Source organism: Serratia sp. CY27727 (assembly GCF_052169275.1).
GTDB lineage: Bacteria > Pseudomonadota > Gammaproteobacteria > Enterobacterales > Enterobacteriaceae > Serratia > Serratia sarumanii.
In genome coordinates this window covers 560,492-579,134 of the sequence record NZ_JBJNLB010000001.1, presented here as the reverse complement: position 1 = coordinate 579,134, position 18,643 = coordinate 560,492, and the positions used below count along the sequence as shown (strand labels likewise).

14 protein-coding genes are annotated in these 18,643 nt (G+C 62.9%); 7 read left to right on the top strand and 7 right to left on the bottom strand.

Features of this window, described 5'->3' with window-relative positions:
• Positions 1–18 precede the first annotated feature (18 nt).
• Complete coding sequence (locus tag ACJ8HB_RS02930; protein ID WP_047568384.1) at positions 19–1,575, top strand: PTS transporter subunit EIIC; 1,557 nt, start codon at positions 19–21, stop codon at positions 1,573–1,575.
• Positions 1,572–2,267: an N-acetylmannosamine-6-phosphate 2-epimerase gene (locus ACJ8HB_RS02925; RefSeq protein ID WP_033646654.1), complete on the top strand. Its 696-nt coding sequence runs from the start codon at positions 1,572–1,574 to the stop codon at positions 2,265–2,267. Before ACJ8HB_RS02930 ends, ACJ8HB_RS02925 begins: the two co-directional genes overlap by 4 nt.
• Before the next feature lie 30 nt (positions 2,268–2,297).
• Here the strand turns inward: ACJ8HB_RS02925 and ltaE are convergent, their stop codons facing one another.
• From ltaE to ACJ8HB_RS02900, 5 genes are all read right to left on the bottom strand, one after another.
• Positions 2,298–3,314: a low-specificity L-threonine aldolase gene (ltaE, locus tag ACJ8HB_RS02920; protein WP_094859720.1), complete on the bottom strand. Its 1,017-nt coding sequence runs from the start codon at positions 3,312–3,314 to the stop codon at positions 2,298–2,300.
• A gap of 75 nt (positions 3,315–3,389) precedes the next feature.
• Positions 3,390–5,111: a ubiquinone-dependent pyruvate dehydrogenase gene (poxB, locus tag ACJ8HB_RS02915; protein ID WP_047568382.1), complete on the bottom strand. Its 1,722-nt coding sequence runs from the start codon at positions 5,109–5,111 to the stop codon at positions 3,390–3,392.
• Between the two features lie 199 nt (positions 5,112–5,310).
• Positions 5,311–6,312, bottom strand: coding sequence for an NADH oxidoreductase (gene hcr, locus ACJ8HB_RS02910; RefSeq protein WP_047568380.1), 1,002 nt, complete (start codon positions 6,310–6,312; stop codon positions 5,311–5,313).
• 56 nt (positions 6,313–6,368) lie between these two features.
• Positions 6,369–8,018, bottom strand: a complete 1,650-nt coding sequence (gene hcp, locus ACJ8HB_RS02905) for a hydroxylamine reductase (protein ID WP_047568375.1) — start codon at positions 8,016–8,018, stop codon at positions 6,369–6,371.
• A 180-nt stretch (positions 8,019–8,198) separates the two neighbouring features.
• The gene (locus ACJ8HB_RS02900; RefSeq protein WP_004928363.1) at positions 8,199–9,095 is read right to left on the bottom strand and encodes a lysine exporter LysO family protein; all 897 of its coding nucleotides are present in this window, start codon (positions 9,093–9,095) and stop codon (positions 8,199–8,201) included.
• A gap of 187 nt (positions 9,096–9,282) precedes the next feature.
• Here ACJ8HB_RS02900 and ACJ8HB_RS02895 point away from each other — a divergent pair, with 187 nt between their 5' ends.
• Entirely contained in the window at positions 9,283–10,941 is a 1,659-nt protein-coding gene (locus ACJ8HB_RS02895; RefSeq protein ID WP_033637834.1) for an ATP-dependent endonuclease, read from the top strand.
• A 14-nt stretch (positions 10,942–10,955) separates the two neighbouring features.
• Here ACJ8HB_RS02895 and ACJ8HB_RS02890 read toward each other — a convergent pair whose 3' ends face one another.
• Positions 10,956–11,909 (bottom strand): VirK/YbjX family protein, encoded by a 954-nt coding sequence (locus ACJ8HB_RS02890; RefSeq protein WP_047568369.1) that lies wholly within the window; start codon positions 11,907–11,909, stop codon positions 10,956–10,958.
• Positions 11,910–12,103: 194 nt separating this feature from the next.
• Here ACJ8HB_RS02890 and macA point away from each other — a divergent pair, with 194 nt between their 5' ends.
• A complete protein-coding gene (gene macA, locus ACJ8HB_RS02885; protein WP_033637836.1) occupies positions 12,104–13,219 on the top strand; it encodes a macrolide transporter subunit MacA in 1,116 nt (371 codons plus the stop codon).
• Positions 13,219–15,165, top strand: a complete 1,947-nt coding sequence (macB, locus tag ACJ8HB_RS02880; RefSeq protein ID WP_047568366.1) for a macrolide ABC transporter ATP-binding protein/permease MacB — start codon at positions 13,219–13,221, stop codon at positions 15,163–15,165. The genes macA and macB overlap by 1 nt, the downstream gene beginning before the upstream one ends.
• Before the next feature lie 87 nt (positions 15,166–15,252).
• Here macB and cspD read toward each other — a convergent pair whose 3' ends face one another.
• Complete coding sequence (cspD, locus tag ACJ8HB_RS02875) at positions 15,253–15,474, bottom strand: cold shock-like protein CspD (RefSeq protein WP_004928349.1); 222 nt, start codon at positions 15,472–15,474, stop codon at positions 15,253–15,255.
• A gap of 355 nt (positions 15,475–15,829) precedes the next feature.
• On the opposite strand from cspD, the gene clpS reads away from it, so the two are divergent.
• Together clpS and clpA are read left to right on the top strand one after the other, a co-directional pair.
• Positions 15,830–16,150 carry an ATP-dependent Clp protease adapter ClpS gene (clpS, locus tag ACJ8HB_RS02870; protein ID WP_004928347.1) on the top strand — a complete coding sequence of 107 codons (321 nt, stop codon included), beginning with the start codon at positions 15,830–15,832 and terminating at the stop codon, positions 16,148–16,150.
• A gap of 27 nt (positions 16,151–16,177) precedes the next feature.
• Positions 16,178–18,457 carry an ATP-dependent Clp protease ATP-binding subunit ClpA gene (gene clpA / locus ACJ8HB_RS02865; protein WP_025302261.1) on the top strand — a complete coding sequence of 760 codons (2,280 nt, stop codon included), beginning with the start codon at positions 16,178–16,180 and terminating at the stop codon, positions 18,455–18,457.
• Positions 18,458–18,643 lie beyond the last annotated feature (186 nt).

Here is an 18,643-nt window from a genome sequence, read left to right as displayed (position 1 = left end):
GATAGCGGGGAAAAATTTATGTCAACACCAGAATTGTCGCGCTCCGGCGGCTGGTTCGAAAAAGCCCAGCTGTTCGGCAAATCGTTCATGCTGCCGATCGCCGTGCTGCCGGCGGCCGGCCTGTTGTTGGGGATCGGCGGTGCGCTGTCCAATCCCAATACCGTCGAGGCGTATCCCTTCCTCGACGTCGGCTGGCTGCAAAGCGTATTTACGGTGATGGCCAGCGCCGGCGCCATCGTGTTCGCCAACCTGGCGGTCCTGTTCGCGGTCGGCGTGGCGGTGGGGTTGGCCAAAAGCGACAAGGGCACGGCGGGGCTGGCCTCGCTGATCGCCTACCTGGTGATGAACGCCACCATCAATGCGCTGTTGAAAATCAACGGCACGCTGGCCGCGCAGAACGCCGGCGCGGTGGGGCAGGGAACGATTCTCGGGATCCAGACGCTGGAGACCGGGGTGTTCGGCGGGGTGGTCATCGGTCTGGTGACCTGGTATCTGCACGGCCGCTACAACAAGATAGCGCTGCCGCCGTTCCTGGGCTTTTTCGGCGGATCGCGCTTTGTGCCGATCGTCAGCTCGCTGGCGGCGATGGCGGTCGGCGCCCTGATGACCGTGGTGTGGCCGCCTTTCCAACGGCTGATCTTCGGCATGGGCGGGCTGGTGGACGCCAGCGGCTATCTCGGCACCTTTATCTACGGCTTCGTATTGCGCATGCTCGGGCCGTTCGGCCTGCATCACATCTTCTACCTGCCGTTTTGGACCACCGCGCTCGGCGGCAGCGAAGTGATCAACGGACAGCTGGTGGAAGGCACGCAGCGCATTTTCTTCGCCCAGTTGGCCGACCCGAATACGCAGCAGTTCTACATCGGCACGGCGCGCTTCATGTCCGGCCGCTTTATCACCATGATGTTCGGCCTGGTCGGCGCCTGCCTGGCGATGTACCAAAGCGCGCGCCCGGAGAACCGCAAACGCGTCGGCGGGCTGCTGCTGTCGGCGGCGCTGACCTCTTTCCTGACCGGCATCACCGAACCTATCGAATTCTCGTTCCTGTTCATCGCGCCGGCGCTGTACGTGGTGCATGCGCTGTTCGACGGCCTGGCGTTCGCGATCGCGCACATTCTGCATATCACCATCGGCCAGACGTTCTCCGGCGGTTTTATCGATTTCATGCTGTTCGGCGTGCTGCAGGGCGAAGCGAAAACCCACTGGATGTATGTGCCGCTGGTCGGGGTGCCCTGGTTCTTCCTGTACTACTTCACGTTCCGTTTCCTGATCCTGCGCTTCAATTTCAAAACGCCGGGGCGCGAGGTGGAAACCGCGCCGGAAGCGGTGACGACCGGCACCGAACGCTCGCAGCAGGTGCTGGCGGCGCTGGGCGGCAAAGAGAATATCGTCGAACTGGATTGTTGCGCCACGCGGCTGCGCGTGACGGTAAAACAGAGTCGGTTGCTGGACGAAAGCGGGCTGAAGGCCAGCGGCGCGCGGGCAGTGATCGTTCGCGGCAACGGCGTTCAGGTGATCTATGGCCCGCACGTGACCATTATTAAAAACGAAGTCGAGGAGTTGTTGGATTTATGACGCTTTCCATTTTGCAGCAGATTAAGGGCCGGCTGGTGGTGTCTTGCCAGGCGTTGGACGACGAGCCGCTGCACAGCGATTTTATCATGGCGCGCATGGCGCTGGCGGCCGAGCAAGGCGGTGCGGCGGCGATCCGCGCCAACGGCGTCGAAGACGTTAAAGCCATCCTGCGCACGGTGGCGCTGCCGGTGATCGGCATTATCAAGCGCGATTATGCCGGTAGCGATGTCTATATCACGCCGACCCTGCGTGAAATCGATGAGCTGATGACTGCGGCGCCGCAGATGATTGCATTGGACGCTACCGGCCACCGGCGGCCAGGGGAGCTGCAGCTGGCGGCGCTGGTTGCCGCGATCCGCGCCAGGTATCCCCGGCTGCTGCTGATGGCGGACATCGCCACCGTGGAAGAAGCGCAAGAGGCTGCCAGGTTGGGGTTCGACTGCGTGGGCACCACGCTGCACGGCTATACCGCCGAAAGCCGGGGCGCCCGACTGGCGGAGGACGATTTCGGCTTTCTGCGTGCGGTGCTGGCGGCGGTGCCGGTGCCGGTCATCGCCGAGGGCAATGTCGAAACGCCGGCGATGGCCGCGCGCTGCCTGGCGCTGGGGGCGCATGCGGTGGTGGTGGGCGGCGCCATTACGCGCCCGCAGCAGATCACCCGCCGCTTTGTCGAGGCCATCGGCGGGCGGTGAAGGGCTCCCCGGCGCGCCGGGGAGGGGAAATCAGGCGTGCTGCTGGAGGAACTCCCGCCACAGCTCGACCACCCGCTGCAGATCCTGACGGCTGACGTCGAGGTGGGTCAGAATGCGCGTCAGCGGGCCGCTGCTGATCAGCACGTCGCGTTCGCGCATCCACGGGCCGAATTTGGCCGCCAGCGCCGGCGGTTGGCGCAGGTACAGCACGTTGGTCTGTGCGCCGGGTTCGACGACCTCCACGCCGATCTGCCGCAGCTGTTGCTCCAGCCAGACCGCGTTGTCATGGTCTTCGCGCAGCCGCGCGACGTTATGCTCCAGCGCGTAGAGGCCGGCCGCCACCAGGATGCCGGCCTGACGCAGCCCGCCGCCGGTCATCTTGCGCCAGCGCAGCGCGCGCTGAATGAAGGCTTCGCTGCCGCACAGCAGCGATCCGACCGGCGCGCCCAGCCCTTTCGACAGGCAAATGGTGAAGGTGTCGCAGTATTGCACGATCTCTTTCAGCGGCAGGTTCAGCGCCACGGCGGCGTTGAAGATGCGCGCGCCGTCGATATGCAGCGCCAGCTGCCGCTCGCGGGTAAACTGCCACGCCTGCTGCAGGTAGGCCTGCGGCAGGACTCGGCCGCCGATGGTGTTTTCCAGGCTCAGCAGCCGGGTGCGGGCGAAGTGGATATCGTCGGGTTTGATGGCGGCGGCGAGCTTGTCCAGCGGCAGCGTGCCGTCCGCGTCGGCCTCGATCGGCTGCGGCTGGATGCTGCCCAGCACCGCTGCGCCGCCGGCCTCGTATTTATAGTTGTGCGCCTGTTGGCCGACCAGATACTCGTCGCCGCGCTGGCAGTGGCTCAGCAGCGCCACCAGGTTGGCCTGGGTGCCGCTGGGCAAAAACAGCGCCGCCTCTTTGCCCGACAGGCGCACCGCCTCGGCCTCCAGTGCGTTGACCGTCGGGTCATCGCCGTAGACGTCGTCGCCGACCTCTGCCTGAGCCATCGCCTGGCGCATGGCGGCGCTGGGGCGGGTGACGGTGTCGCTGCGTAGATCGATAAGCATAGGGTTCCTGGAATGTAAGGGAGAGGAAAAGGGTACATGGCATCATATACCCTTATTTCACCGGGGGCAGCTTGCTTAGCGCAGCCAGTTGGTCTTCGCCAGCTCGACCACTTCGTCGCCGCGGCCGTTGATGATGGCGCGCAGCATGTACAGGCTGAAGCCTTTCGCCTGTTCGAACTTGATCTGCGGCGGCATCGCCAGCTCTTGCTTGGCGGTGACCACGTCCAGCAGCGCCGGGCCGGGGTGCGCCAACATCTCCTGCAGCGCGCCGTCCAGCTCCGAGGCTTTTTCCACGCGGATGCCCTTGATGCCGGCGGCGTTGGCGATCGCCGCGAAGTCCGGGTTATGCAGATCGGTGCCGTCGGTCAGGTAGCCGCCGGCCTTCATCTCCATCGCTACGAACCCCAGCACGCTGTTGTTGAACACCACGATTTTCACCGGCAGCTTGAGCTGCGCCAGCGACAGGAAATCCCCCATCAGCATGGTGAAGCCGCCGTCGCCGCACATGGCGATCACCTGTTTATCCGGCGCGGTGGCCTGGGCGCCGATCGCCTGCGGCATGGCGTTGGCCATCGAACCGTGGTTGAACGAACCGAGCAGGCGGCGCTTGCCGTTCATTTTCACGTAGCGGGCGGCCCACACCGTCGGCGTGCCGACGTCGCAGGTGAAGATGGCGTCGTCGCTGGCGTACCGGCTGAGCTGCTGCGCCAAATACTGCGGGTGGATCGGCTGGTCGTCATTGGCGGTCGCCAGCCCGTCGAGATCCTTGCGCGCGTTGCGGTAATGCTCCAGCGCCTTGTCGAGAAACGTCCGATCGCGCTTCGGCTCCAACTGCGGCAGCAGGGCGGTGAGGGTGGTGTGGATATCGCCCACCAGCGCCATGTTGACCGGGCAGTGTGCGCCGATGCTGCCGGGGTTGATGTCGATCTGAATGATGTTGGCGTTGGTGGGGTAGAACGCGCGGTAGGGGAACTGGGTGCCGAGCAGCACCAGCGTGTCGGCGTTCATCATCGCGTGGTAGCCGGAGGAGAAGCCGATCAGCCCGGTCATGCCGACGCTGTAAGGGTTATCCCATTCGATATGCTCTTTGCCGCGCAGCGCATGCACCACCGGCGCCTGCAGCAGCTCGGCCAGCTTGACCACCTCATCGTGCGCGCCGGCGCAGCCGCTGCCGCACATCAGGGTGATGTTCTTCGCCTTGTTCAGCGTCTCCGCCAGCTTGTTCAGCTCGCTCATCGGCGGCTGCACCAGCGGCAGCGCCGGGGTATGCCAGGTCAGGGACGCGTCTTCCGGTGCCATGCGCAGCGCCACGTCGCCCGGCAAGACCACCACCGAGACGCCGCGGTTGAGGATCGCCTTGCGCATGGCGATCTCCAGCACGCGCGGCAGCTGTTCCGGGTTGGAAACCAGCTCGCAATAGTGGCTGCATTCGCGGAACAGCTCCTGCGGATGCGTTTCCTGGAAGTAGCCGCTGCCGATTTCGCTGGAAGGAATGTGCGCGGCGATCGCCAGCACCGGCACATGGTTGCGGTGGCAGTCGAACAGCCCGTTGATCAGGTGCAGGTTGCCGGGGCCGCAGGAACCGGCGCACACCGCCAGCTGGCCGGTGAGCTGGGCTTCGGCGCCGGCGGCGAAGGCGGCCACCTCTTCATGGCGGGTGCCCAGCCATTCGATGGTGCCCATGCGGTGCAGGCTGTCGCTCAGGCCGTTGAGCGAATCGCCGGTCACGCCCCAAATGCGTTTTACGCCGGCTTGATCCAGCGTTTTGGCGATCAGTGTGGCTACGGTTTGCTTCATGGTTCCCCCAAACATGGTTTAAAAAACGATGTGTACTCGATCCGGTGAGCGGCAGCAGAACAACTGCAAGCATAGCTTACCGGCGGTGGACGAGATGCGGTCAGGAAGGGTAAAGAGCGTAGGACGGGGGAAAGTGTAACCGGGCGGTGAGGGGGGAACTTGCCGATAAATGCCCCATCGCGGCGATGGGGCCAGGGGATCACGCCAGCGTGACGTCGCCCTGCAGCTGGCAACTGCAGGCCAGCACGTAGCCTTGCGCTATTTCTTCCGCGCTCAGCGTCATGGTGCTGGTGGTGATGTAGTCGCCCTCGAGGATGCGGGTTTTGCACGAGCCGCACACCCCGGCGCGGCAGGCGGCGTTGACCGGCAGGGCATTGGTCTCCATCGCCGCCAGCAGCGTGCTGCCGACCGGCACGCGGAATTCGCGCAGCGGGCGGGCGGCGCGCAGCGTCAGCCCTTCAGTGGCATCGGCCTGCGTTGTCGGCGTGTGGAACTGCTCTTTATGGAAACGCTCGGCCGGCACGCCGAGCCGACGGCACAGCTGCTCCACCTGTTCCATGTAGGGCGCAGGGCCGCAGGTCATCACCGTGCGTTCGGCGATATCCGGCGCCGCCTGCCGCAGCGTCTGCTCATCGATGCGGCCGCTGAGGTAGCCGGGTTGCAGATCCCGCTCGGCCATCAGCGTCAGGCGCAGCTGCGGATGGGCAGCGCACAGCGCACGCCACTGATCGGCGAAAATCGTGTCGGCGGGGGTGCGCACGTTAAAGATCACGGCGATATCGCAGGCCGGACGGTTGGCGGTCAGCCAGCGGCACATCGAGACGATCGGCGTCACGCCGCAGCCGGCGGCCAGCATCAGATAGCGATCGGCCGGGTGTCGCTCGCAGCTGAACTCGCCCTGCGCGTCGGACAGCCACAGCGTGTTGCCGGGCTTGACCTCTTGCGTCAGCCAGCGCGATCCGACGCCGTCCGGCAGGCAGCGCACGCTGATGCTGAGAAAGCGGCTCTGGCCGGGTGAGGAGGAGAGCGTATAGGCGCGCAGCGTCTCCTCGCTGTTGCGGATGCTGACCAGCGCAAACTGACCCGCCTGATAAGGGTAGAAAACGTCGCAGCTCAGGTTCAGCGTCCAGACGTCGGCGGTTTCGCGCTGGATGGAATGTACCTGCATGCGGTTCGGGCAAAGCGGAGTGGGTTGAGTCATCGGGGCACCTCAAAAAGCAAAGGGGCCGGCGCAGGCGGCCCCATAACGTAATGGCATCAGGCGAGCAGCGCGTTGATATCCTGCTCGACGGTGGTGATCGGGCGCAGGCCGAATTTCTCGTTGAGGATCGCCATCAGGTTGTCGGTCAGGAAGCCCGGCGCGGTCGGGCCGGTGACGATGTTTTTCACTCCCAGCGACAGCAGCGTCAGCAGAATGACGATAGCCTTCTGTTCAAACCACGACAGCACCAGGCTGAGCGGCAGCTCGTTGACGCTGCAGCCGAGCGTGTCCGCCAGCTTGACCGCCAGCATGATGGCGGAATAGGCGTCGTTGCACTGGCCGACGTCCAGCAGGCGCGGCAGCCCTTCCAGCGTGCCGAAGTCCAGCTTGTTGAAACGGTACTTGCCGCAGGCCAGCGTCATGATCAGGCAGTCTTGCGGCACGCTGCGGGCGAAGTCGGTGAAGTAGCTGCGCTCGTCGCGGCTGCCGTCGCAGCCGCCGACCAGGAAGACGTGGCGCAGTTTTTTCTGCGACACCAGATCGATCACCGTGTCGGCGGCGTTCAGCAGCGTCTGACGGCCGAAGCCGACGGTGATCAGATGCTCGATCTCGGTATAAGGGAAGCCGTTCATGCCCTGCGCCTGGCGGATCACGGCGCCGAAGTCGTCGCCCTCCAGATGGTTGACGCCCGGCCAGCCGACGATGCTGCGGGTCCAGATGCGATCGCCGTAGTTGCCGACGTTCGGATCGATGATGCAGTTGGAGGTCATCACGATCGGGCCGGGGAATTTGGCGAATTCCGTCTGCTGGTTCTGCCAGCCGCTGCCGTAGTTGCCCACCAGGTGCTTGAATTTTTTCAGCTCCGGGTAGCCGTGCGCCGGCAGCATTTCACCGTGGGTGTAGACGTTGACGTTTTGCCCTTCGGTTTGTTCGAGCAGCATGCGCAGATCTTTCAGATCGTGGCCGGAGATCAGAATGGCTTTCCCGGCCACCGGGCGCACGTTGACCGCGCTGGGTTGCGGATCGCCGTAGGCCTGGGTTTCGCCGCGATCGAGGATCGCCATCACGTTGAAGTTCATCTTGCCGATGCCCATGGCGTTGTTCAGCAGGGTGTCGACGTCGCGCGGCCGGGTGCCGAGCCAGGCCATAAAGGCGTGGTAGTCGGCATAGAGCTGCTCGTCGAACTGGCCGAGCACGTGCGCGTGTTCCATATAGGCCGCGGCGCCTTTCAGGCCGTACAGGCACAGCATGCGCAAACCGTGGACGTCGTCGCCGACCTCGGCCTTGTCGCTGTTGAGGGCAAACTGCGTCGCCTGTTGCAGCAGCGCAGGCATATCGTCACCGGCCAGCTGCAGCGCCGCCATCGGGTGATCGACGCGCACGCCGGCATCCAGCAGCCGGCAACGGGCAGCCAGCGAATCGCGCAGCAGCAGGGTTTCGCGCGCGTAGCCGATGATGCGCTGGGAGTCGAAGTTAACGTTAGTCAGGGTGGAGAAGAAGGCGCGCGGGGCGAAGCTGTCGATCTCGTGGTCGACGATGCCCAGCGAACGCGCCTGCAGCGCCCAGGCGGAGAGGCCCTGCAGCGCCGCCACCAGCAGATCCTGCAGATCGGAGGTTTCCGCCGTCTTGCCGCACATGCCCTGAGCATACGCGCAGCCGTTGCCTGCCGGGGTACGGATGGTTTGTTCACATTGCACACAGAACATAGTCGCTTCCTTTTATTTTTAAAGTTGCATTTGTAATGCTTGTTTAAAAGCATAGATCGGCGATCGGGGTTGCAAAAGGCTTTTGTGCGACTACTGCGGGCAAGTTTGATTTAGCGCAATTTTGCCGTGCGGATGGGAATTATTACGCTTTGGGGGCCGGCGGGCCCCCAGGGGAGAGGATCAGGAGAACAGGGCGATCAGCACCGGCGCCAGCAGGCTCAGCAGGAAGCCGTGCACGATGGCGGGGGGCACCATGTCCAGCCCGCCGCTGCGCTGCAGCACCGGCAGGGTGAAGTCCATCGAGGTGGCGCCGCACAGGCCGAGAGCGGTGGAGCGGCTGCGGCGCACCAGCGTCGGGATCAGCATGATCGCCACCAGCTCGCGCGCCAGATCGTTGAAGAACGCGGCGCTGCCCATCACCGGGCCGTAGGCGTCGGTGATCAGAATGCCCGACAGCGAATACCAGCCGAAGCCGGAGGCCATCGCCAGCCCGGCCTTGACCGGCAGCCCCAGCAGCTGCGCCGCCAGCGCACCGCCGGCCAGCGACGCGACGGTCACCACCAACGCCACCAGCGTGCCGCGGCGGTTGAGCACGATCTGGCGCAGCGTCATGCCGCTGTTGCGCAGCTGAATACCGACCAGCAACAGCAGGAAGATCAGCGCATATTCGCTGCCTTTATGGGCGAACTGCAGCCATTGCCACTGCGTCAGGCCGAGCAGGAAGCCGCCGAGCACCACGCCGCACAGCTTGAGCGACTCCAGCGCCATGTGCACGCGCGAAGGCAGCTTTTCCTGTTTATGGCTGCTGCGCCACGGCATGCGCCGCTCCAGCAGCGCCAGCAACAGCAGATTGGCGCAGAGAATGCAGAAGAAGAACACTGCGCTGTATTGGAAGATCAGCACCAGATTGCTGCTGAGATCTTCCATGAACGCCAGGCTGATACCCATGAAAAACAGGATCACGTACACCATCCAGCTCAGCAGCCGGTTGATCAGCACCAGCAGCGGGCGATGGCGTAAGGGAATGAGGTAACCGACAATCAGCGGTAACAGAATAATCAACAGTCCTGAGTACATGGTGTAGCTTGTGTCCTTGAGTTTTGACGCGCGCCGAACGGCGGCGAGGAGCACACGCTAACCAAAAGCCCGGCCGGAGTAAAGCGGCAGATTTGACGTTGGCCGCTTGACCTGCAAGGGGTTTTTTGACCATGCTCTGTGAAGGTTGCCTCATTGACGAGGCGACGGCGCGCACGGGAGGCGGCGGATGTTCTTGGAGCGTATCGAAATTGTAGGTTTTCGCGGCATTAACCGGCTGTCCCTGATGCTGGACGACAACACGCTGTTGCTCGGCGAAAACGCCTGGGGTAAATCCAGCCTGCTGGATGCGCTGACGCTGCTGCTGGCGCCGGAGCAGAAGCTGTATCGGTTTGAGGCGCACGACTTCCATTTCCCGCCCGGAGAAGAGGCGGCCAAAGAGCGCCACCTGCAGGTGGTGTTCACCTTCTGCGAAAAAGACATCGGCCATGCGCACCTGCCGCGCTATCGCCACCTGACGCCGCTGTGGGTCAAGGGCGAAGATGGCCTGAGCCGCATTCATTACCGCTGCGAGGGCGAGCTGGCCGACGACGGCACGGTGTGCACCTGGCGCGGTTTTCTCGACGCCGACGGCAACGCCTTTCAACTGCACCATATCGAACAGCTGGCCCACGCCATCATCCGCATTCATCCGGTATTGCGCCTGCGCGACGCGCGCTTTATTCGTCGCCTGCGCCCCAGCAGCCTCGGCGATGAACGCAAACCCGATACCCAGGCGCTGGCGCAGCAGTTGGATCAGCTGACGCGCGAGCTGGTGCGCAATCCGCAGAAGCTGACCAATGGCGAACTGCGTCAGGGGCTGGCGGCCATGCAGCAACTGCTGGAGCACTACTTCGCTGAGCAAAGTTCGCAAGTGACGCGGCCGCGCCGCCGCGGCGGCGAACCGGAGCAGGATGCCTGGCGTGCGTTGGACGGCATCAACCGCATGGTGGCCGAACCGAACAGCCGCAGCATGCGCCTGATCCTGCTGGGGATGTTTTCCACCCTGCTGCAGGCCAAGGGCGACGTTAAGCTGGATGCGCATGCACGGCCGCTGCTGCTGGTGGAAGACCCGGAAACTCGCCTGCACCCGATTATGCTGTCGGTGGCCTGGGGGCTGCTCAATCAGCTGCCGCTGCAGCGCATCACCACCACTAACTCCAGCGAACTGGTGTCGCTGGTGCCGGTGGAGCACGTCTGCCGGCTGGTGCGCGAGTCGGGGCGGGTCGCGACCTACCGTCTCGGGCCGCGCGGGCTGAGCGCCGAAGACGGGCGGCGCATCGCGTTTCACATCCGTTTCAACCGGCCGTCGTCGCTGTTCGCTCGCTGCTGGCTGCTGGTGGAGGGCGAGACCGAAGTGTGGCTGCTGAACGAGCTGGCGCGGCAGTGCGGCTACCATTTCGAGGCGGAAGGGGTGCGGGTCATCGAGTTCGCCCAGTGCGGCCTGAAGCCGCTGCTGCGCTTCGCCCGCCGCATGGGCATCGAGTGGCATGCGCTGGTGGACGGCGACGAGGCGGGCAAAAAGTACGCCAATACCGTGCGCAGCCTGCTGGACAATCATGAAGACAACGAACGCGATCGGCTGACCGCGCTGCCGGCGCCGGATATGGAACACTTCATGTTCCGCGAAGGGTTCGGCCCGGTCTATCACCGGATGGCGTCGGTGCCGATCAACGCGCAAATGCCGGTGCGCAAGGTGATCCTGAAAGCGGTCCACCACTCGTCGAAGCCGGATCTGGCGATCGAGGTCGCGATGCAGGCCGGCGAATGGGGCACGGACTCGGTGCCGCCGCTGCTGAAGAAAATGTTCTCACGGGTGATCTGGCTGGCGCGCGGCCGGGCGGACTGACGGCCCGCCGGGCGTTATCGGGCGCAGAAATGCGCCGCCAATCCCTGTTCCAGCTCGTCCAGCAGCTGATAGCGGCGGCGATACTCGGCGCGCTTCTTGCTGACAATCTCTTCGATCGGCTTGCGGGCGATGCGCTCGGGCAGCAGGAAATAGCCGCTGTCGAGCGGTTTGGCGCCCATCGACAGCCAGAACTGATCGTAATCGGCGTGCAGTTGGTCCTTCTTCTTGCTCTGGTAACGCCAGTTTTGATAGATATGGGTGGCGTTGCCGACCGCCACGATCTGGCGGATGCCGAGGTGCCGCGCCAGCGTGCAGATGCCTTCCAGCACCAGCCGTTTGGGGAACAGGCCGTGGCATTCTTTGGTGGTGTGCTGGATCTCGGCGTGCGGCACCTCATGGTTTGCGCCCTGCAGGCCGCCGATGAACAGCGTCGGCTGCTGCTGATAATGCATCAGCGCAAAGGTGATCTCCGCCAGCATCACGCCGTTGGCGTTGCGCAGCAGCAGCGTGGCTTCCCCTTCCTTATTCAGCTTGTCGATCGCCGCCAGTTCCAGCGCGATCGGCGCTTCGTTTTTGCCCATCGCGCGGGCCAGCACGAAAGGCTGCGGGCCGAGGTGGCCGAGGCGCATCTTCAGCGGCATGCGCTGCGCGATGAGATCGTAATGATCGCGCAGGGCGAACAGGCATTCGATCTTGCTCATGTTGGCCGCCAGGTACGGGCGATGCAGTTTGCACGGCAGGTTCGGCTGCGCGCTCAGGATCTCCTCCCGCAGCGGGTTGCTGGCCAGGGTGCTGAGCAGGCCGCTGGTAGTGCGCCAGTTGAGCAGCGAACGGCCGAGAAACTTCAGGCGAAACGAGGTTTTTTTCCAGGCGTTGCTCGGTGCCTTTTCGCCATTGATCAGCGCCGTCATCAGTTGCCAGCCGTTAAGGGGCCGGGCGGAGGCGAGTGGGTAGCTGAGCTGTGACATGATGAAATCCTTGGCTGTATTGAATGGCGCTATTTCATCAAGGCTTCACTAAACGGGAGTTCAATGCTGAACTGTAACCAGGCGTGTCTCCACATTGTGTTGAGCTAAGGTTTAGTTATTCCCTACGGTGCGTGCTAATTTAGCTCCGCCGCCGCAATGGGCGGTTGATATTCACAAGCACAGGCAGGTCAATTTTGACAGGGTTTACGGGACATAAACGCCGCTGGATACTCGTTCTGGCGGTTATTGCGGCGCTTGCCGCGGCGGCCGTTTGGCACTTTCGCCATCCGGCGCCAACCGATTTCAAAACGGTGAAAGCCAGCAAACGCGATCTGCAGCAGAACGTGTTGGCGACCGGCCAGCTGGACGCGGTGCGCAAGGTTGACGTCGGCGCGCAGGTCAGCGGGCAGTTGGAAAAGCTGTATGTCGAGATTGGCGACAAGGTGAAGAAAGGCCAGTTGCTGGGCGTTATCGATCCGCAACAGGCGCAGAACAGCATCCGCGAAGGCGAGGCGACGCTGCGTGAACTGCATGCGCAACTGCTGCAGGCGCAGGCCGAACAGCAACTGGCGGCGGTTACGCTGCAGCGCAACCAGGCGCTGGCCAAGCTGCAGGCGGTGTCGCGCCAGGATCTGGATCAGGCGGCGACGCAGCTGGCGGTGAAGAAGGCGCAGGTGGGCACCATCAATGCGCAGATCGCGCGGAACCAGGCCAGCCTGGATACCGCCAAGATCAACCTGGCCTATACCCGCATCGAGGCGCCGATGGATGGCGACGTGGTGCAGATCACCACGCTGCAGGGCCAGACGGTGATCGCGGCGCAGCAGGCGCCGAACATTCTGACGCTGGCGGATCTCGGCACCATGCTGGTGAAGGCGCAGGTGTCGGAGGCCGACGTCATTAACCTCAAGCCGGGTCAGAAGGCCTGGTTCACGGTGTTGGGCGATCCGACCCGGCGCTTCGACGGCGTGCTGAAAGACATTCAGCCGACGCCGGAAAAGGTCAACAACGCTATCTTCTATTATGCGCGTTTCGAAGTGCCCAACCCGGAAAGGCTGCTGCGCTTGCAAATGACGGCACAGGTGCATATTCAGCTGGCAGGCGTCGAGCAGGCGCTGGTGATCCCGCTGGCGGCGCTGGGCGATCAGATCGCCGACAATCGCTACCACGTCTCGGTGCTGAAGCAGGGCAAGGAAGAGAAGCGCGAGGTGGCTATCGGCCTGCGCAACAACATCGACGTACAGATCCTCAGCGGCCTCGAGGCGGGCGATGAGGTGATCGTCAGCCGCGGCGGCGTGGAGGCGGGCTGATGGCGGCGCTGTTGCAGCTGAGCGGCATCCGCCGCAGCTACCGTTCCGGCGAGCAGACGGTGGAGGTGTTGAAGGGGATCAGCCTGAGCATCGACGCCGGTGAAATGGTGGCGATCATGGGAGCCTCCGGCTCCGGTAAATCGACGCTGATGAACATTCTCGGCTGTCTGGACAAGCCGAGCGCCGGCGTGTATCGGGTGGCCGGGCAGGATGTGGCGACGCTGAGCGACGATGCGTTGGCGCAGCTGCGGCGCGAGCATTTCGGCTTTATCTTTCAGCGCTATCATCTGCTGCCGCACCTGAGCGCGGCGCACAACGTCGAAGTGCCGGCGGTGTACGCTGGGCTGGGAAAAGCGACGCGGCGTGAGCGGGCGGAGGCGCTGTTGCGGCGTCTGGGGCTGGGGGAGCGCGTCAACTACCGGCCGAGCCAGCTTTCCGGCGGCCAGCAGCAGCGCGTCAGCATTGCCCGCGCGCTGATGAACGGCGGGCAGGTGATCCTGGCAGATGAACCGACCGGCGCGCTCGACAGCCACTCCGGCGAAGAGGTGATGGCGATCCTCAAACAGCTGTGCGCCCAGGGCCACACGGTGATCCTGGTGACCCACGATCCGGCGGTAGCGCGCCAGGCGGAGCGGATTATCGAGATCCGCGACGGCGAGATTATCGCCGATTCGTGCCCGGCACCGCAGGAGAATGCGCAGGCCAAGCCGCTGGCGCTGGCCGCGGCGGCGGCTTCCTGGCGGCAGGTGGGCGGCCGTTTCCGCGAGGCGCTGGTGATGGCCTGGCGCGCGATGGCGGCCAACAAGATGCGCACCGCGCTGACCATGCTCGGCATCATTATCGGCATCGCCTCGGTGGTGTCGATCCTGGTGATCGGCGACGCCGCCAAGCAGATGGTGTTGGCGGACATCAAATCCATCGGCACCAACACCGTCGACATCTACCCCGGCAAGGACTTCGGCGACGACGATCCGACCTACCGGCAATCGTTGAAATACGGCGATCTCGATGCGCTGCGCGAACAGCCGTACATCAGCGCGCTGTCGCCGAGCATCAGCAGCAGCATGCGGCTGCGCTTGGGCAACGTCGATGCGGCGGCCAACGTCAACGGCGTCAGCGAACAGTTCTTCCGCGTGTACGGCATGAGCTTTACCCAGGGCGTCGGCATCGACTCGATGCAGGTGCAGTCGCAGGCGCAGACGGTGGTGATCGACGCCAATACCCAGCGGCGGCTGTTCCCGCACCAGAAGAACGTGGTCGGCGAGGTGATCCTGGTGGGCAACATGCCGGCGACGGTGGTCGGCGTGGCCAGGGAGAAGCAGTCGATGTTCGGCAGCAGCAAGACGCTGAACGTGTGGGTGCCTTACAGCACCATGGCCAACCGGCTGATGGGCAACAATTATTTCGACTCGATCACCGTGCGCATCCGCGACGGCTACGACAGCAAGGAAGCGGAACAGCAGCTGTCGCGCCTGTTGACGCTGCGCCACGGCAAGAAGGACTTCTTCACCTATAACATGGACAGCCTGGTGCAAACCGCCGAGAAAACCACCCGCACGCTGCAGCTGTTCCTGACGCTGGTGGCGGTGATTTCGCTGGTGGTCGGCGGCATCGGCGTGATGAATATCATGCTGGTGTCGGTGACCGAACGCACGCGCGAGATCGGCATCCGCATGGCGGTGGGCGCCCGTTCCGGCGACGTGTTGCAGCAGTTCCTGATCGAAGCGGTTCTGGTCTGCCTGGTGGGGGGCGCGCTGGGGATTACGCTGTCGTTCGCCATCGGCCTGGCGGTGCAACTGGTATTGCCGGGCTGGCAGATCAGCTTCCCGCCAGCGGCGTTGCTGAGCGCGTTCCTCTGTTCCACCGGCATCGGCGTGGTGTTCGGCTATCTGCCGGCGCGCAATGCCGCGCGGCTGAATCCGATCGATGCGCTGGCGCGCGAGTAGGTAACAGGCATAAAAAATGCCAGTCACACGGCGGCTGGCATTTTTATCGCAGTCACGCTCAGTGCAGCGCGACTTTGCCGGAAGCGTTTAGGACAGCGCCTCGCTTTCCACCGGCACAATAAGACTGGCATGGTTCCCTTTCGGCCCTTGATGCACGTCGAAGCTGACCTGCTGGCCCGCCTTCAACGTTCTGTAACCATCCATCTTGATGGTGGAATAATGCGCGAAAATATCTTCGCCGCCGCCGGCTGGGCAGATGAAGCCAAAACCTTTGGCGTTGTTAAACCATTTAACAGTACCCGTCTCCATGCTTTTACATCCCTCGCAACGCTATTTTAAGTGAGATGAATAACTGATTTCGCACCCGCCGTGGGCGGGTAGCAGGGTGGACAAGGGGTGGTTAAAAGACCACCAGCCACGAATTTACACTCTAGAGCAAATGATCGGGGCGTCAAGGGATCGGCTTTTGTCGGCGGGGAGCAGTTCACCAAAGTTTGAAGCAGGTAACGCTATTGCCACGATTCAGTCACAATTGGCCCGTTTTTTTGCGCACGTTACAGTGCGGCGGGACGATGCCGAAGATGATAAAATAGTAACTATCCCCACTTTGAATAACCGAAACCTGCCCCCATATCTGAGGGCAGAGCAGAGAAGATGAGCAGCGATGGGCAATAACAACGACTGGCTAAACTTTGAACACTTGGCCGAAGAAAAACAAATCGATGCGGTAAAACCGCCGTCTATGTATAAAGTTATACTTAACAACGACGATTACACACCGATGGAATTTGTGATTGACGTTCTGCAAAAGTTCTTTTCTTATGATATTGAACGCGCAACGCAACTGATGCTCACGGTCCACTATCAAGGCAAGGCGATCTGTGGTGTTTTTACCGCCGAGGTGGCGGAAACCAAAGTCGTCCATGTGAACCGGTACGCAAGGGAGAACGAGCATCCGTTGCTTTGTACGCTGGAAAAAGCCTGAATAAGGCAATCTATTGGGGAGGTGCTTATGCTCAATCAAGAACTGGAACTCAGTCTCAACATGGCTTTCGCCAGGGCGCGTGAGCACAGACACGAGTTTATGACCGTGGAGCACCTGTTGCTGGCGTTGCTGAGCAACCCTGCCGCGCGAGAAGCGCTTGAGGCATGTACGGTGGATCTGGCCGCGTTGCGCCAGGAGCTGGAAGCCTTCATCGAACAAACCACACCGACGCTGCCCGCCGGCGAAGAAGAGCGCGACACTCAGCCGACGCTCAGCTTCCAGCGCGTGCTGCAGCGCGCGGTCTTCCATGTGCAATCTTCCGGCCGCAGCGAAGTGTCCGGCGCCAACGTGTTGGTGGCCATCTTCAGCGAGCAGGAGTCGCAGGCGGCCTATCTGCTGCGCAAACACGACGTCAGCCGTCTCGACGTGGTGAACTTCATTTCACATGGCACGCGTAAAGACGAGCCGGGCCAAGCGCCGAATGCGGAAAACCCGGTGAACGAAGAGCAGTCCGGAGGGGAAGACCGTATGGAAAACTTCACCACCAACCTCAATCAGTTGGCCCGTGTGGGCGGCATCGATCCGTTGATCGGCCGCGATCGTGAGCTGGAGCGCGCGATTCAGGTGCTGTGCCGCCGTCGTAAAAACAACCCGCTGCTGGTCGGCGAATCCGGCGTCGGCAAGACCGCCATCGCCGAGGGCCTGGCCTGGCGTATCGTGCAGGGCGACGTGCCGGAAGTGATGGCGGACTGCACGCTGTATTCGCTGGACATCGGTTCACTGCTGGCCGGCACCAAATACCGCGGCGACTTCGAGAAGCGCTTCAAGGCGCTGCTCAAGCAGCTGGAGCAGGATCAGAACAGCATTCTGTTCATCGATGAAATTCACACCATCATCGGCGCCGGCGCGGCTTCCGGTGGGCAGGTGGATGCCGCCAACCTGATCAAACCGCTGCTGTCGAGCGGCAAGATCCGGGTGATCGGCTCGACCACCTACCAGGAGTTCAGCAACATCTTCGAAAAGGATCGTGCCCTGGCGCGCCGTTTCCAGAAGATCGACATCACCGAGCCGACGGCGGAAGAGACCGTTCAGATCATCAACGGCCTGAAGACCAAGTATGAAGCGCACCACGACGTGCGTTATACCGCCAAGGCGATCCGCGCCGCGGTGGAGCTGTCGGTGAAATACATCAACGATCGTCATCTGCCGGACAAGGCGATCGACGTGATCGACGAGGCGGGCGCCCGCAGCCGGTTGATGCCGGCCAGCAAGCGCAAGAAAACCGTCAACGTGGCCGATATCGAATCCGTGGTGGCGCGCATCGCTCGCATCCCGGAGAAAACCGTGTCGGCCAGCGATCGCGACGTGCTGAGAAACCTGGGCGATCGCCTGAAGATGCTGGTGTTCGGCCAGGATCAGGCGATCGAAGCGCTGACCGAAGCGATCAAGATGAGCCGCGCCGGCCTGGGCCACGAGCGCAAGCCGGTCGGTTCCTTCCTGTTCGCCGGGCCGACCGGGGTCGGGAAAACCGAGGTCACCGTACAGTTGGCCAAGGCGATGGATATCGAGCTGCTGCGTTTCGACATGTCCGAGTACATGGAGCGGCATACCGTCAGCCGTCTGATTGGCGCGCCTCCGGGCTATGTCGGTTACGATCAGGGCGGGCTGCTGACCGATGCGGTGATCAAGCATCCGCATGCGGTGGTGCTGCTCGATGAGATCGAGAAGGCGCACCCGGACGTGTTCAACCTGCTGCTGCAGGTGATGGACAACGGCACGCTGACCGACAACAACGGCCGCAAGGCGGACTTCCGCAACGTGATCCTGGTGATGACCACCAACGCCGGGGTGCGGGAAACCGAACGCAAATCGATCGGCCTGGTGCAGCAGGACAACAGCACCGACGCGATGGAAGAGATCAAGAAGGTGTTTACGCCGGAGTTCCGCAACCGTCTGGACAACATCATCTGGTTCAACCATCTGTCTACCGAGGTGATCCAGCAGGTGGTCGACAAGTTTATCGTCGAACTGCAGGCGCAGCTGGATGCGAAGGGCGTCTCGCTGGAAGTGAGCGACGAAGCGCGCGACTGGCTGTCGGTGAAGGGCTACGACCGCGCGATGGGCGCTCGTCCGATGGCGCGCGTCATGCAGGAAAATCTGAAGAAACCGTTGGCCAACGAACTGCTGTTCGGCTCGCTGGTGGACGGCGGCTCCGTGAAGGTCGAGCTGGACAAGGACAAGAAACAGCTGACCTACCACTTCCTCAGCGCCGCCAAGCGCAAGGCGGACGAGGGCGCGGTGCACTAAGGCCGCCTTCAGGCAAAGAAAAAGCGATGCTTCGGCATCGCTTTTTTTATGGGTGAGATTCACCGTACAACAGAAACGAGTGAGCCCTCTCAGTTTACCTGCGCACCTGCAACCCGTTGTGTAACGTCGCTGCGGGGGTAAACGGAAAGGGCTCCCGAGGGATTACATCCTCGATGCCGCCAACGT